A 13,982-nucleotide genomic window follows, 5' to 3' on the forward strand; every position below is an offset into this window, starting at 1 on the left:
CGGGTAATATTGACTTCGAAATTCATCCGGGTAAATCGGCGCGCGTCTCAAGGAGCCGCGCCATGCTGCAAGCCATCCCCGAACCCAAGCGCGCCGCCGTGGCGCGGGCGCTGACCGCCGCGTTCGGAACCGACGAGCCCGACGCGCTGACGCCGCTGAGCGGGGGCCTGTCCGGCGGGGAGGTCTATCGCCTGAGGGTGGGCGGGATCGCCTATGTGCTGCGCATCGAGGCGCCCGCCGACGGCTTCCGCGACCCGGCGCGCGCCTACGCCTGCATGAACGCGGCGGCCGGGGCCTGCCTGGCGCCGGCCGTGCGCTACGCCTGCGCGGCCGACGGCGTGGCGATCATGGACTTCGTGCCGGAACGCTCGCTCGCGCTCGACTACGCCGGGTCGAAGGCCGAGCTGATGACCGAGCTGGGCCAGGCCGTGCGCGTGCTGCACGAGACGCCGGGCTTTCCACCCTTGATGGACTACCTGGACGGCATGGACCTGCTGATCGGCCAGTTCCGCGCCCAGGCGGCGGACAGCGCGGCGGAAGAGGCCCTGGCGCGCTACGGCGAGATCGCCGCCGCCTACCGGCGGCTGCCGGCCGATCCGGTGTCCAGCCACAACGACCTGAACCCGCGCAACGTGATCTACGACGGCCGGCGGCTGTGGCTGATCGACTGGGAATCGGCGTTCCGGGCCGACCGCTACGTGGACCTGGCGGCGATGACCGGCTTCTTCGCCGCCGACGAGGCTGAGGCCGAAGCCGGGCTCCGCGCCTATTTCCGCCGCCCGCCCGTGGCGGCGGAGCGGGCGCGCCTGTTCCTGGCCCGGCAGATCGGCCACGTCTTCTACGGGATCATGTTCCTGGGCGGGGCGCTGGCCGAGCGGCCGGGCGAAGCCCCGCCCGACGGGGCGCGGGCGCTGGGCGAGCTGCATGCGGCCATCGGCCTGGGCGAGCCGGTGCTGGAGCGCTGGGAGGGCCGCGCCGCCTACGGACAGGCGCGGTTCGCCGCGATGCTCGAAGCCCTGGACGGACCGGGCCTGCCCGCGGCGCTGGCCGCCCTCTAGACGTCCAGCGGCCGGCCGCGGGTCTCCGGCAGCAGCAGCAGGCAGGTGACGACGCTGATCAGGGTGAAGGCGAACGGGAACCACAGGCCCGCGTAGATGTCGCCGGTGGCCGCGACGATCGCGAACGCGGTGAAGGGCACGAAGCCGCCGACCCAGCCGGTGCCGATATGGTAGGGCAGCGACATGGCCGTGTAGCGGATGCGGGTGGGGAAGAGCTCCACCAGGGTGGCGGCGATCGGCCCGTAGAGCGCCGTGGCGGCGATGACGAAGACCAGCAGCACGCCCAGCACCCCGGCCATGTTGAGCCGCGCGGGATCCGCCTTTTCCGGATAGCCGGCGGCGAGGAGGCCGGCCTTGATGTCGGCTTCGACCTTGGCCTTGACCGCCTGGGCGTCGGCCTTGGGCAGGCCAAGCGCGCTCGCCGAGGCGACGGTCGCCCCGCCGATCTTCACGCGGGCCGGGGCGTCGGCGGGGCCGGCCTCATTGCGGTAGGAGATGCCGGCGTTGGCCAGCACGCTCTTGGCGATGTCGCAGGACGACAGGAACGAGGCCTTGCCGACCGGGTCGAACTGCAAGGAGCAGTCGGCGGGGTCGGCGACGACGGTCACCGGCGTGCGCGCCTCGGCCTCGGCCAGCGCCGGATTGGCCGCCTTGGCCAGCATGTGGAAGCCGGGGAAGTAGGCCGCCGTCATCAGCGCCATGCCGAACAAGAGGACCGGCTTTCGGCCGATCCGGTCCGAGAGCCAGCCGAAGACGACGTAGAAGACCGCGCTGACCAGGGTGGCGACCATCATCACGAAGTTGATGGTCTCGGGCGCGACCTTGAGGAACTTGTCCAGGAAGGTCTGGGTGTAGAAGAAGGCCGTGTACCAGACCGCCCCCTGGGCGAACATGACGGCCACCAGGGCCAGCAGCACGATCTTCAGGTTCTTCCACTGGCCGAACGCCTCGGCGTAGGGCGCGGCCGAGCCGCCGCCCTCGGCCTTCATCTTGGCGAAGGCCGGGCTTTCGGAGAGCTTCAGCCGCATCCAGATGGAGATGGCCAGGAGGCCGGCCGAGAACAGGAACGGCACGCGCCAGCCCCAGGCGTCGAACGCCTCGGCGCCGAAGGCCGAGCCGATGATCAGGCGGCTGGCCAGAATGACGATGAGCGCGCCCATCAGTCCGAAGGCCGCCGAGGTCTGCACCCAGCCGGTGGAGCGGCCGCGCGCGTCGTGCGGCGCGTGCTCGGCCACATAGATCGCCGCCCCGCCGTATTCGCCGCCGAGGGCGAAGCCCTGGATGATCCGCATCAGCACCAGGAGCGCCGGCGCGGCCATGCCGGCTTGGGCGTAGGAGGGCAGAAGGCCGATGGCGAAGGTCGCCCCGCCCATCAGGATCACGGTGACCAGGAAGGCGCCCTTGCGGCCGGCCCGGTCGCCGATGCGGCCGAACACCAGGGCGCCGAGGGGGCGGAAGGCGAAGCCGGCGCCGAACAGGGCCAGCGCGGCCACGTAGCCGGCGGTCTCGTTGAGCCCCGAGAAGAAGGTGCGGGAGATGATCTGGGCCAGGCTGCCGAAGACGAAGAAGTCGTACCATTCGAAGGCGGTGCCGGCGGACGAGGCCGCTACGACGGTGCGCAAGGACGCGCTCTTGGGCGCGCCGGATTGGTCTGCGGCGATCTCCGCCATGCCTTGGTCCTCCCCCTGGAGGGGGTAGCTCTAGCACCGCCGGGCGCGCCGGCGAAAGTGCGGGCGGCTCAGGCCACGTTGGCCGCCGGCGCCTCGTCCGGCTCGCGGCTGAGACGGGCGATCTCGGCGAGCAGGGCCTCGGGCGAGATCGGCTTGCCCACCACCCCGTCCATGCCGGCCGCCAGGTATTCGCGCTGCTGGTGGGCCAGGACGTTGGCGGTGAGCGCGATGATCGGCGTGCGCGCGGCGCTGTCGCTGAGGGCGCGGATGCGGCGGGTGGCCTCCAGCCCGTCCATGCCCGGCATCTGCACGTCCATCAGGATCAGGTCGAACATGCCCCATTCGGCCGCCTCGACCCCGGCCGCCCCGTCCTCGGCGGTCTCCACCGTGGCGCCCAGGCCCTCCAGGAGCTTGGTGGCGATCAGGCGGTTGGTGGGGTTGTCCTCCACCACCAGGATGTGCAGGCCCTCCAGCAGGGCCGCGGGCGGCTCGGCCACCTCGGTGACGGCTTCGGCCGGTTCGGCGGCCACCTCGATCCAGAAGGTCGAGCCCTCGCCCTCGCGGGAGACGAAGCCCACGTCGCCACCCATGATCTCGGCCAGGCGCTTGGTGATGGCCAGGCCCAGGCCCGAGCCGCCGAACCTGCGCGTGGTGGAGGCGTCGCCCTGGTCGAAGCGCTGGAAGAGGCGCGTCTGGGCGGCCTGGGGCACGCCGATCCCGGTGTCCTTGATCTCGAAGCGCAGCCTGGGGCCGGTCTTGTGGGCGATCGGCCGGCAGCTGATCAGCACCTCGCCGCGCAGCGTGAACTTCACGGCGTTGCCGACCAGGTTGAACAGGGCCTGGCGCAGGCGGACCGGGTCGGACCAGATCCAGCCCACCGCCGGGTCCATCGCCACGCGCAGCCCCAGCCCCTTGGCCTCGGCCTGAGGGCGCAGCAGGCTCACCACCCCGTCGACCAGGGCCCTCGGGTCGATCGCCTCGAAGGCCAGCTCCAGGTGGCCCGCCTCGATCTTGGAGAAGTCGATCACGTCATTGAGCAGCTCGGCCAGCATCTGGCCGCAGGACAGGGCCTCGTCCAGCAGCTTGCAGCCCTCGGCCGACAGCGGCTCGGACTTGAGCAGATGCAGCACGCCCAGCACGCCGTTCATGGGCGTGCGGATCTCATGGCTCATGTTGGCCAGGAACGCGGCCTTGGCCTCCCCGGCGGCCTGGGCGGCGCGCTCGGCCTCGATCAGGGCCAGCTCCTGGCGCTTGGCCGCGTCGACGTCCTGCACCAGGCCCACGGCCTTCAGCCAGCGGCCGTCGGCGTCCTTGGCGAGCTGGTGATAGATGCGCACCCAGCGCTCGCCGCCCTCGGGCGTCAGCACGCGCGCCTCGAAGCCGTCGCCGGCGGCGGCCTGGCCGCGGTGGATCGACAGGAACATGGCCCGCACATGGGCCTGGTCGTCGGGATGGAAGTGCGGGAATCGCAGGCGCCGCACGGACTCGAAATCGCCGCCTTCGCCGATCATCCGCGTCAGCTCGGGCGAGGCCCAGAAGGTCTTCTTGACGTGGTCCACCTCGTAAACGCCGGCGTCGGCGGCGGCGAGGGCCATCTTCAGGCGGCTGGAGTTGACCTGGGCGTCGTGCCGCGCCTGGGCCATCTCGGTGACGTCCTGCGAAATGCCCTTCAGGCTGTAGAACCCGTCCGCCGCCGGCTCGGTGCGGTAGGTGACGCGGAAGGTGCGCCAGCGGCCGTCCTTGATCCGCAGGCGATGTTCCAGCGTGCCGGGCTCGCCGGTGATCACCGATCGGGTGAACGCCTCGTTGACCGCCTCGCGCTCGTCGGGGGCGAGCGCGGCCGCCAGGTCTTCGGGCGAGACAACGTCGCCGGGCCCGTAGCCGGTGCGCGCGCGAATCTCCTCCGACCAGGTGATGCGCCGTTCGTCCGGGTCGTAGCTCCAGGTGCCGACGCCGGCGGCTTCGGCGAGCATCTTGCGCGTGTCGCGCGCCTCGGCCAGCTCGTCGATGCGGTCGCTGTCGGGCGCGGCGTCGCGCATGGAGCCCAGCACGTGGCCGTCCTCGGTGAGCCGGCAGCGCGCCAGCAGCCGGCGCCAGGCGCCGTCCTTCGTGCGCAGGCGGGCCACGTGCTCGGCGGCCCCCGTCCGTCCCAGGCGCTCGAGACATTCAAGCACGCCGGCCTTGTCGTCGGGATGGACCAGCTCGTCCATGCGCTGGCCGAGCAGCTCGTCCTCGGACCAGCCGGCGGCCTCGCGCCAGGCCGGGCTGACCAATGCGTAGCGTCCGTCCGGGTCGAGCGCGAACAGCATCTCGCCGCTGTGTTCGAACAGCAGCTCGATCATCGCGCGTCTATCGGCCGGCGTGCGCCCACGCTTCTTCGCCATGCTTGTACCCCCGGTCAGGGATGGGCTTACCGGCGAAGCGTAAACTTATGGTTCGATCTCGATGAACGGCGTTCTCGCAGACGGCCTGCGATCAGAACGCGTTCTCGCCGGTGATGGCCCGGCCCAGGATCAGGGCGTGGACGTCGTGGGCGCCTTCGTAGGTGTTCACCGTCTCCAGGTTCGCGGCGTGGCGCATCACGTGGTAGTCGCCGGAAATGCCGTTGCCGCCGTGGATGTCGCGGGCCTCGCGGGCGATGGCCAGGGCCTTGCCGCAGTTGTTGCGCTTCATCATGGAGATCGCCTCGGGCACCCAGGCGCCCTGGTCGATCAGCCGGCCCAGCGCCAGGGCGCCCTCGAAGCCGAGGGCGATCTCGGTCTGCATGTCGGCCAGCTTCTTCTGCACGAGCTGGCGCGCGGCCAGCGGCTTGCCGAACACCTTGCGGGTGGAGACGTAGTCGCGGGAGGCGTGCAGGCAGAAGTCGGCCGCGCCCATGGCGCCCCAGGCGATGCCGTAGCGGGCCTTGTTCAGGCACGAGAACGGCCCGCGCAGGCCAGACACGTTCGGCAGCATCTGGTCCTCGGGCACGAACACGTCGGACAGGGCGATCTCGCCGGTGATCGAGGCGCGCAGGCTGAGCTTGTTGAGGATCTTCGGCGTCTCGAAGCCCTTGGAGCCGCGGTCCACCAGGAAGCCGCGGATCACGCCGTCGAGCTTGGCCCAGACCAGGGCGACGTCGCTGATGGGGGCATTGGTGATCCACATCTTGGCGCCGTTGAGCACGTAGCCGCCGTCCACCTTCTTGGCGACCGTGCGCATGGAGGCCGGGTCGGAGCCGCCGTCGGCCTCGGTCAGGCCGAAGCAGCCGACGATCGCGCCGCTCGCCATGCCGGGCAGGTACTTGCGCCGCTGCTCCTCGGAGCCGAAGGCGTAGATCGGGTACATCACCAGCGAGGACTGCACGCTCATGGCCGAGCGGTAGCCGGAATCGACGGATTCGATCTCGCGGGCGATCAGGCCGTAGGCCACGTGGTTGACCCCGGCGCAGCCGTAGTCCTCGGGCAAGGTCGGGCCCAGGAAGCCCAGCTCGCCCATCTCGTTCATGATCTCGCGGTCGAAGCGCTCCTCGGCGAAGGCCGAGACCACCCGCGGCAAGAGCTTGTCGCGCGCGTAGGCCCGCGCGCTCTGCCAGACCATCCGCTCGTCTTCGGTGAGGCGCGAGGCCAGATCCAGCGGATCTTCCCAGTCGAAGGTCTTAGCGGGCGAGCCGGTGTCGAGGGCCATGGCGCGGTCTCCTGAAGCTCCCAAGCGGGGGTGACCGGGGCTTATGGCCGTTTTCGCCGGCCGCGGGTAGTCGCCGCGCCGATTTTCCCGTCGTTTCAGGCGGCCTGGCGCTTCACGCCGCCGGGATGGAAGAACAGGGCCTGGCCGATGGCCGCCTTCACCGTCTCGGGCTGGAAGGGCTTGGTGATCAGGAAGGTGGGCTCGGGCCGCTCGCCGGTGAGCAGCCGCTCGGGGAAGGCGGTGATGAAGATCACCGGCACCTCGAACTGGCCCAGGATGTCCTTGACCGCGTCGATGCCCGAGGAGCCGTCGGCGAGCTGGATGTCGGCCAGCACCAGTCCGGGCGTCTTGCGGGAGACCGCGTCCACCGCCTCGGTGCGGGTGGCGGCGATGTCCACCACCCGATGGCCGAGCTCGGTGACCAGGGCCTCGATGTCGGCGGCGATCACCGGCTCGTCCTCGATGATCAGGACGTCGGTGGCCAACTCGGCGTCGATCTCGGCCTGGGCCTCGGCGATCAGTTGCTCGATGGTGGAGAAGTCGGTGTCCAGGATCTGCGCGGCCTCGCTGGGCGTGAAGCCCTCCAGCGCGGTCAGCAGGAAGGCCTGGCGCGAGCGCGGGGCGATGCGCATCAGCCGGCTGTCGGCGTCCCGCGCGGCCTCGCCGTCGTCGGAGGTCTGGGCCTCGAGCTGGGCGCCGGAGCTGCACCAGATCGCGTGGAAGACGTGGTAGAGCGCCACCCTCGGCGTCATGCCGGCCTCGAGCACCCGCTCGCCGGCGGCCAGGGCCTCCAGCGCTACGCGCACGTAGTGGTCGCCGGTGGTCTGGTCCCCCGTCAGCGCTCGCGCGTAGCGGCGGACGTAGGGCAGATGCGGCGCCAGGCGGGCTAACAGACTCAAGGTACACCTCTCCCGACTACTCGATGCGAATACGCGTCCGGTCAGGGGGCTTCCCCCGCCGAAGCTCCATCATAAGTCCGACAACGGCCGTTTTGGGAACCGGTTCCCGACGCGCCCGTTTTCTGCTTCCTAAGGCGGGACCGACCGGAACCTCAGGCAGGGCGGGGCGTTGACGGGCGACGATGACACTTCCAGGGGACGCGCCCCGCCAGGGCGGGACGCCGAAGACATGATCGAACAGAGAACCGCTGACGACCGTCGACGCGCGTCCGCAGCCCTTGACGAAGCCAGGCTGCGTCAGCAGGCGATCGGCGCGCGCCTGCGGCAGATGTTCGACGAGGTGGTCAACGAGCCGGTCCCGGACGAATTCCTGGCCATCCTGCGCGACGCGGACAAGCGCTCCTCAGGGAGCGGCTGATGGCAAGCGCCGATCCCCGCCGTCCGCCGCGCGACGCGGCGGCCGAAGAGGCGTTCAAGACCGAGCTGGTCACCCTGGTGCCGCACCTGCGGGCCTTCGCGCGCACCCTCTGCGGCGATCCGGTCGCCGCCGACGACCTAGCCCAGGACGCGATGATGAAGGCCTGGGACGCGCGGGCGAGCTTCGCCATGGGCACCAACATGAAGGCCTGGACCTTCATGATCCTGCGCAACCAGTTCTATTCGGAGAAGCGCCGGTCCTGGCGCCAGACCCAGCTCGACCAGGAAGCGGCCGAGCGCACCCTGGTGGCGGTGGACGATCCGGAGGCGCCGGTGGCCCTGGATGAGCTGCGCCAGGGGCTGGCCATGCTGCCGGCCGAGCAGCGCGAGGCGCTGATCCTGGTTGGCGCGGGCGGCTTCGCCTACGAGGAGGCGGCCGAGATCTGCGGCTGCGCCGTCGGCACCGTGAAGAGCCGGGTGAGTCGCGCGCGGCGCGCCCTGCATTCCATCCTCGACGCGGGCGCGTATGATCGCGACGGCGCCGCCGCCGGCGACGCCATGGGATCCATTCTCGCGGACGCGGAGCGGCTGGGCACGGTCCGCTGAGGGGCCATGAAAGCACCGGCTTGGACGTCGCTGAACACGATCCGCGTCCGCCTGACGCGAGCGCTGGCGATCGCCCTGTTGCCGGTGCTGGCGCTCGGCGCGGCCCAGGCGGCCATCGCCTTCCACCGCGAGGGCGTGATCCTGCGCCAGAACCTGCAGTTCGCCGCCGCGCGCAGCGCCGCCAGCGCCCGCGCGCGGATGGAAGCGGCGGACATCCTGTTGCAGACGCTGGCGCCGGATTCCCTGGGCCTGTCCTGCGCCCTGCGCCTGGCCGAGGCCAGCAAGCGCATCCCCGAATACTCCAACCTGATCCGCTTCGACCCGGCCGGACGGGTGGCCTGCGCGGCCGACGACGTGCCGGCCGATCCGGCGCGTGACCAGCGGGCCTGGTTCAGGGCCCTGCGCGACGGCCAGTCGCGGGTGATCACCAGCGCGCCGGGCGCGCGCTACGCCGACGAGCCGGCGGTGCTGGCCGCGGTGCGGGCCACCGACGACAGCGGCGCGTTCGACGGGGCGATCGCCGCGGTGATCTCCCTGGCCAGCCTCAGGCCCCACACGGCCGACCCGTCGCTGCCCGCCGACGCCCAGTTCGCCCTGGTGGACGGCGACGGCGCCTACATCGGCGCGACCGAGCCGAAGGCCTTCCCCAAGCTTCCGTCCACCTGGCGGCGGGACATCGACGCCAGGGGATCGGCGGTCTGGTACGGGAACGACGCCAGCGGCGAGCGGCGGGTCTATTCGGCCGCGCCCCTGGTGGGCGACAACGTGTTCGTGGTGGTCTCGGCCAAGTCGCCGGGCGTCTTCTCCTGGGCCCGGCTCAATCCCCTGACCGGGGTGATCTTCCCGCTCCTGACCTTCGCGCTGGCGTTCCTGGCGGTGTGGGTGGTGGCCGAGCGGGTGGTCGTGCGCTGGATCGCCTATCTGCAGCGCATCGCCGCGCTCTACGCGCGCGGCCGGCTCAGCGTGCGCCCGCTGCAGGCCGAACAGATGCCGCCGGAGATCCGCGAGCTGGCCGAGACCCTGGAGGACATGGCCGACGCCATCGTCGGGCGCGACGCCTCGCTGCGGGAGTCGCTGGCGCAGAAGGACGCGCTGATGCGCGAGATCCACCATCGGGTGAAGAACAACCTGCAGGTCATCTCCAGCCTGCTCAACATGCAGCAGCGGGCCCTGGCCGACCCGGCGGCGCAGGCGGCCATGTCGGACACCCGCCAGCGGATCACCGCGCTGGCCCTGATCTACCGCGCCCTCTACCAGGGGCCGGACCTGAAGCGCGTGGACCTGCGGCCCTTCCTGGAGGAGCTGACCGCCCAACTGATCGTGGGCGAGATGGGCCACAGCCCGCCCATGCGCACCGAGCTCAACGTCGACGCCCTGGTGGTCGACCCGGACCGCCTGGCGCCGCTGGCGCTGTTCGCGGTGGAGGCCATCACCAACGCCCAGAAGCACGCCTTCGCCAAGCGCGGCGGGGTGCTGACGGTGAACTTCCACGTCTCGGGCGACGAGGCGGTGCTGGAGATCTGCGACGACGGGGCGGCCTCGGACGCGGCCTTCGCGGGGACGGGGGTGGGCCGCACCCTGATGACCGCCTTCGCCCGCCAGCTTCGCGGCCGCGCCGAGCTGGTGCGCAACGCCCAGGGCGGGGTCACGGCGCGCCTGGTCTTCCCCAATCCGGCGTCCGACGCGGCCGCCGAACCGAACCGCGCCAAGGGGAACCAGGCGGCGGCGTAGGAGTTGAATTCGCGCCCTTATTCAAGACGACGTGAAAGAGACACCGGATGCGCAAGATGATCATCGTGGCGGCGGCGTTCGCCAGCCTGGCCGTTGCGGCGTGCAACACCATCGCCGGCGCCGGTGAGGACATAAAGGCCGCCGGCACGGCCGTGAAGGACACGGCGCAGGACGCTCAGCACTAGCCGATCGCGAAAAAAAGGGGCCCGGCGTCTTCCGCCTCCGGGGGATAAGCGGGGGAAGACGCCGGGCCCGCCCACGAGCCGCCTTGGGGGGCTCAGGAGCGCGTGCTCGCGGGGTGGGGGATCAGGAGCCCAGCTTGTAGCGCAGGCCCACGGTCAGGGCCTGGTCGGTGAAGTCGCCGTCCAGGCGGTTCGCGCCGGAGCCCAGGGTGACGCTGGTCACGCCCAGGTAGCGATAGGCGGCCTCGCCGGTCAGGCGGTCGTTGAACTTGTAGTCGACGCCGGTCTTGAGCTGGTAGGCGAAGCCGGTGTCGTCGTCGTTGACGGCGCCGCCGTCCACCTTGACGTTGGCGAAGCCGATGCCCGCGCCGACGAAGGGCGTGAAGTTCGAGTTGGTCTTGAAGTCATAGTAGCCGTTGGCGAAGCCGGCCCAGGTCTTCGCCGTGCCGCCCGCCGAGCCCTTGACGTCGCCGTCTAGGTAGAGGGCCTCGCCTTCCACGCGGAAGCCGTTGCCCAGGGCGTAGCCGCCGGCGCCGGAAACGGCCCAGCCGTTCTTGGCCTTGGCGCTGGGCGAGCCGTCGATCTTGCTCTGGAAGTCGCCGCCGAGGTTGCCTTGCACATACCAGCCGGCGTCCTGAGCCGAGGCCGAACCCGCGAGAGCGACGACGCCAGCGGCGGCGGCCGTCGCGGCCATGAGAGTGATACGCTTCATTTTTCTTTCTCCTGCCCGGCGCGCCGGGCGTCTTGCGATGGCGAGGGAGATGCGTCCGCCGACGGAGCGTCGCTTTCACGCAACAGGCCCGATTTTCAGAAAGCTGCGGCGTTGCGCAGCGGCGAAGCGCGCATACCTGAGAGCCAGCCGGGGGCGGCTTCGGAGTGAGTGAGTAGATGTTGCGTTCCATCGCGCGGGCTTCCGGCCCGGCGAACGGGCCCCTGGCCGCGGCGAATGCGCCGGCGGCCGCGGAGGCCCTCAGCTTCCAGGCCAATTCAGTGACGCTGCGGCTCCAGCCGGCGGCGGCCTTCGAGCTGCGGCACGACGGCGAGCGGCCCATGCTGGCGTTCGCGTTCGGCGCGGCGCAGGGCGAGGCCGCCGTCGAGGGCGGCCGGCCGCGCGCGGTCTCCTCCCGCGCCGAGACCTTCGCCCTGCTGCGTCCGGGCGTGCGCTCGGTGTTCCGCCATCCCGATCCGCTGGAGGTGCTGACCCTGGCCTATGACGAGACGGCGCTGGCCGACCACCCGGAGCCCGGCGAGCCGTCCGGCGACATCGCCGATCCCGGCGTGCGGGCCTTGGCCCACGAGGCGCGGCGCGTCTTGCTGCAGGAGGCCGTGCCGGACCGCGACTACCTGGAGGCGATCGGCCAGGCCATGCTGGCGCGGGCGGTGCAGGTGATCGACGGCGGCGCGCCGCAGCGCGGGCGGGGCCTGATCGCCCCGTTCCGGATGCGCCGGGTGCTGGAGCACATCGAAAGCCGGCTGGACGAGAAGATCTCCGTCGGCGAACTGGCGCAGGTGGCCGGCCTCAGCGAGGCCCATTTCGCCCGCGCCTTCCGCCACACCATGGGCGAGGCGCCGCACAGGTTCATCCTGTCGCGCCGGATCGAGCGGGTGCGCGAGCTGCTGGGCCGCACCGACCTGGACCTGGCCAGCGTGGCCTTCCGCGCCGGCTTCTCCAGCCACGCGCACATGACCAGCGCCTTCCACAGACAGTTGGGGATGTCGCCGGCGGCCTATCGCGCCGCCCTGGCCCGCGCCTGAGCGGTCAGGCCGCCGCGCGGTGCGCGGGATTGCGCATGAACAGGCCGCTGCGCCCGGCGACCGGCTGCACCGCGTGGGTCAGCCCGGCGGGGCTCTCAGCCTGGCCCAGGAACAGGAAGCCGTCCGGCGCGAGCGCCTTGGCCAGGTTGTCCAGCACCCGCGCCTGGACGCGCTCGAGCATCATGTCCAGGACGTTGCGGCAGAAGATGATGTCGAACTGCGCCGCGCCGGCGAAGTCGGCGGCCAGGTTCACCCGCCGCCAGCGGACCATCTGGCGGATCCTCGGCGAGATCGCCCACATCTCGTCGACCTTCTCGAAGTGGTCGACCAGCTTGCGGATCGGCAGGCCGCGCTGCACCTCGAACTGGGTGTAGACGCCGCTCTGCGCCTTCTCCAGGGCGCGCTCGGAGATGTCGGAGGCGAACAGCTCAACCCGCGCTCCGCCGAGGGCGCCGCGCATCTCGTCCACGATCATGGCCAGGGAATAGACCTCCTGGCCGGACCCGCAGCCGGCGCTCCACAGGCGGATCGGCCGGCCTTCGCGGCGGCGCGCCAGGGCGGGCAGCACCTCGTCGCGGAACAGGCGGAACGGCTCGCGGTCGCGGAAGAAGGCGGTCTCGCCGGCGGCCATCGCCTCGACGACGGCCCAGGCGAGCTTCTCCTCCTGGTTGGCCTGCACGGCCTCGGCCAGCTCGGCGAGGGAGGCGAAGCCTTCGCGCCGCGCCACGGGCGCAAGCCGGCTCTCCAGCAGATAGGTCTTGTCCGGATCGACCTTCAGCCCGGCGCGCGCCGCGCACAGGTCGGCGATCAGGATGCGATGCTCGATCTTCACACCAGCCCCACTTCGGCGAGCTTGGAGGCGATGATGTCTCCGTCAAACGGCTTCATGATGTATTCGTCCGCGCCGGCCTCAAGGGCCTCGCGGATATGGGTCAGGTCGGCCTCGACCGTGCAGAAGACCACGGTCGGCTTGTCGCCGCCCGGCTCCTGGCGCAGGTGGCGCAGGAATTCGATCCCGTTCATCACCGGCATGTTCCAGTCCAGCAGCACCGCGTCGGGCATGGCCGCGCGACACCAGGCCAGCGCCTCCATCCCGTCGGAGGCCTCGGCGATGTCGAAGCCGATGTCCTCCAGGATGCGGCGGGCGACCTTGCGGATCACGCGGCTGTCGTCGACGACAAGGCAGGTCTTCAAAGAGGGCTCCCTCCAACCGTGCCCGTTGTGACGCGGTGGTGGTTAAGGAGCGGTTTGGCCTGAGCCGAAAATTGTGGACGAAGCCCTGCTCAGGCCGGGATCGAGGCGGCGAACACCACCCCCTCGTCGCTGACCTCGGCGAACACGCGCCCGCCCGCGTCGCCGACGAACAGGTGCACGTAATAGGCCTGAACCCAATGGCCGTGCAGGCCTTCGCCGCGCGGTTCGCCCCTGAGACCGGCCAGCACCTCGGGCCGCACGCGGCACTTGCCGCCCTTGGCTTCCGCCGCGATCGCCACTGCGTCGCCGCGCCGCACCGCGCGGACTTCGGCCACGCCGCCGGTGGGCAGGGCCGCGCCGGTGATCTGGGCCAGGTTGAGCAGGGTGCGCGCGGCGGGCTTGTTCACCGCGTCGGGCTCCAGCGACCAGTCCAGCTCGGCGCGCATGTGGGCGAAGACGCCCCGGGCCAGCTTCTCCAGGTCGCGCACGTCGAAGGTCTCGGCCGAGGCCGAGGCGCCGAAGGCCACGCGGGTGAAGGCCAGCAGGTCGGCCAGCTTGCGGGCGCTGGAGGCGATCAGGTTCATGGCGTCCTCGCGCATGTCCTGGGCGGTGGGATCCTCCAGGAGGTCGAGGCCGGAGACGATGGCGCTGGCGGGGCTGATGAAGTCGTGACACATGCGCGCGGCCAGGAAGGCGGCGACTTCGGCGGTGCGCGGGGCGGCTGCGGGCGGGGCGTCATCCATCATCGCGGGCGACCTTGGCCTGATTTGGGTCTTTGGAAAACGGGCGGCGATGACTAGGAAA

At 71.1% G+C, this 13,982-nt stretch carries 14 protein-coding genes; 6 read left to right on the forward strand and 8 right to left on the reverse strand.

Annotated features, from left to right (window positions below):
* Window positions 1-62 precede the first annotated feature (62 nt).
* Complete coding sequence (locus ACE3TA_RS12135; RefSeq protein ID WP_374573972.1) at window positions 63-1,058, forward strand: phosphotransferase; 996 nt, start codon at window positions 63-65, stop codon at window positions 1,056-1,058.
* Here the strand turns inward: ACE3TA_RS12135 and ACE3TA_RS12140 are convergent.
* From ACE3TA_RS12140 to ACE3TA_RS12155, 4 genes are all read right to left on the reverse strand, one after another.
* A complete protein-coding gene (locus tag ACE3TA_RS12140; protein ID WP_374573974.1) occupies window positions 1,055-2,728 on the reverse strand; it encodes an MFS transporter in 1,674 nt (557 codons plus the stop codon). The genes ACE3TA_RS12135 and ACE3TA_RS12140 overlap by 4 nt on opposite strands.
* 68 nt (window positions 2,729-2,796) lie before the next feature.
* On the reverse strand, window positions 2,797-5,112 hold the full coding sequence (locus ACE3TA_RS12145) for a PAS domain-containing protein (protein WP_374573976.1): 2,316 nt from the start codon (window positions 5,110-5,112) through the stop codon (window positions 2,797-2,799).
* Window positions 5,113-5,203: 91 nt separating this feature from the next.
* Complete coding sequence (locus tag ACE3TA_RS12150; protein ID WP_374573978.1) at window positions 5,204-6,394, reverse strand: acyl-CoA dehydrogenase; 1,191 nt, start codon at window positions 6,392-6,394, stop codon at window positions 5,204-5,206.
* A gap of 95 nt (window positions 6,395-6,489) precedes the next feature.
* Window positions 6,490-7,293 (reverse strand): response regulator, encoded by an 804-nt coding sequence (locus ACE3TA_RS12155; protein WP_374573980.1) that lies wholly within the window; start codon window positions 7,291-7,293, stop codon window positions 6,490-6,492.
* A 229-nt stretch (window positions 7,294-7,522) separates the two neighbouring features.
* Here ACE3TA_RS12155 and ACE3TA_RS12160 point away from each other — a divergent pair, with 229 nt between their 5' ends.
* From ACE3TA_RS12160 to ACE3TA_RS12175, 4 genes are read left to right on the forward strand one after another with little or no spacing between them, the layout of a single operon-like run.
* Entirely contained in the window at window positions 7,523-7,711 is a 189-nt protein-coding gene (locus tag ACE3TA_RS12160; protein ID WP_374573982.1) for a NepR family anti-sigma factor, read from the forward strand.
* A complete protein-coding gene (locus ACE3TA_RS12165; RefSeq protein ID WP_374573984.1) occupies window positions 7,711-8,316 on the forward strand; it encodes a sigma-70 family RNA polymerase sigma factor in 606 nt (201 codons plus the stop codon). The genes ACE3TA_RS12160 and ACE3TA_RS12165 overlap by 1 nt, the downstream gene beginning before the upstream one ends.
* Window positions 8,317-8,322: 6 nt before the next feature.
* Window positions 8,323-10,047 (forward strand): sensor histidine kinase, encoded by a 1,725-nt coding sequence (locus tag ACE3TA_RS12170; protein ID WP_374573986.1) that lies wholly within the window; start codon window positions 8,323-8,325, stop codon window positions 10,045-10,047.
* A gap of 47 nt (window positions 10,048-10,094) precedes the next feature.
* A complete protein-coding gene (locus ACE3TA_RS12175) occupies window positions 10,095-10,232 on the forward strand; it encodes an entericidin A/B family lipoprotein (protein WP_374573988.1) in 138 nt (45 codons plus the stop codon).
* A 121-nt stretch (window positions 10,233-10,353) separates the two neighbouring features.
* Here the strand turns inward: ACE3TA_RS12175 and ACE3TA_RS12180 are convergent, their stop codons facing one another.
* Entirely contained in the window at window positions 10,354-10,941 is a 588-nt protein-coding gene (locus ACE3TA_RS12180; protein ID WP_374573990.1) for an outer membrane protein, read from the reverse strand.
* A gap of 176 nt (window positions 10,942-11,117) precedes the next feature.
* On the opposite strand from ACE3TA_RS12180, the gene ACE3TA_RS12185 reads away from it, so the two are divergent.
* Window positions 11,118-11,984, forward strand: a complete 867-nt coding sequence (locus ACE3TA_RS12185; RefSeq protein ID WP_374573992.1) for a helix-turn-helix domain-containing protein — start codon at window positions 11,118-11,120, stop codon at window positions 11,982-11,984.
* A gap of 4 nt (window positions 11,985-11,988) precedes the next feature.
* Here the strand turns inward: ACE3TA_RS12185 and ACE3TA_RS12190 are convergent, their stop codons facing one another.
* The 3 genes from ACE3TA_RS12190 to chpT all read right to left on the reverse strand — a co-directional run bounded on the left by ACE3TA_RS12190 (window position 11,989) and on the right by chpT (window position 13,924).
* The gene (locus tag ACE3TA_RS12190; RefSeq protein WP_374573994.1) at window positions 11,989-12,816 is read right to left on the reverse strand and encodes a protein-glutamate O-methyltransferase CheR; all 828 of its coding nucleotides are present in this window, start codon (window positions 12,814-12,816) and stop codon (window positions 11,989-11,991) included.
* Window positions 12,813-13,178: a response regulator gene (locus ACE3TA_RS12195; RefSeq protein WP_374573996.1), complete on the reverse strand. Its 366-nt coding sequence runs from the start codon at window positions 13,176-13,178 to the stop codon at window positions 12,813-12,815. Before ACE3TA_RS12195 ends, ACE3TA_RS12190 begins: the two co-directional genes overlap by 4 nt.
* A gap of 89 nt (window positions 13,179-13,267) precedes the next feature.
* Window positions 13,268-13,924, reverse strand: coding sequence for a histidine phosphotransferase ChpT (gene chpT / locus ACE3TA_RS12200; protein WP_374573998.1), 657 nt, complete (start codon window positions 13,922-13,924; stop codon window positions 13,268-13,270).
* Between the last annotated feature and the right edge of the window lie 58 nt (window positions 13,925-13,982).

This window comes from Phenylobacterium sp., assembly GCF_041916435.1.
Classification (GTDB): Bacteria; Pseudomonadota; Alphaproteobacteria; order Caulobacterales; family Caulobacteraceae; genus Phenylobacterium.

Bases quoted from the DNA above. Each gene is read 5' to 3' on its own strand.
- chpT (WP_374573998.1), bottom strand. From the start codon at position 13,924: ATGATGGATGACGCCCCGCCCGCAGCCGCCCCGCGCACCGCCGAAGTC.
- ACE3TA_RS12150 (WP_374573978.1), bottom strand. From the start codon at position 6,394: ATGGCCCTCGACACCGGCTCGCCCGCTAAGACCTTCGACTGGGAAGAT.
- ACE3TA_RS12170 (WP_374573986.1), top strand. From the start codon at position 8,323: ATGAAAGCACCGGCTTGGACGTCGCTGAACACGATCCGCGTCCGCCTG.
- ACE3TA_RS12140 (WP_374573974.1), bottom strand. From the start codon at position 2,728: ATGGCGGAGATCGCCGCAGACCAATCCGGCGCGCCCAAGAGCGCGTCC.
- ACE3TA_RS12175 (WP_374573988.1), top strand. From the start codon at position 10,095: ATGCGCAAGATGATCATCGTGGCGGCGGCGTTCGCCAGCCTGGCCGTT.
- ACE3TA_RS12160 (WP_374573982.1), top strand. From the start codon at position 7,523: ATGATCGAACAGAGAACCGCTGACGACCGTCGACGCGCGTCCGCAGCC.
- ACE3TA_RS12185 (WP_374573992.1), top strand. From the start codon at position 11,118: ATGTTGCGTTCCATCGCGCGGGCTTCCGGCCCGGCGAACGGGCCCCTG.
- ACE3TA_RS12165 (WP_374573984.1), top strand. From the start codon at position 7,711: ATGGCAAGCGCCGATCCCCGCCGTCCGCCGCGCGACGCGGCGGCCGAA.
- ACE3TA_RS12180 (WP_374573990.1), bottom strand. From the start codon at position 10,941: ATGAAGCGTATCACTCTCATGGCCGCGACGGCCGCCGCCGCTGGCGTC.
- ACE3TA_RS12135 (WP_374573972.1), top strand. From the start codon at position 63: ATGCTGCAAGCCATCCCCGAACCCAAGCGCGCCGCCGTGGCGCGGGCG.
- ACE3TA_RS12145 (WP_374573976.1), bottom strand. From the start codon at position 5,112: ATGGCGAAGAAGCGTGGGCGCACGCCGGCCGATAGACGCGCGATGATC.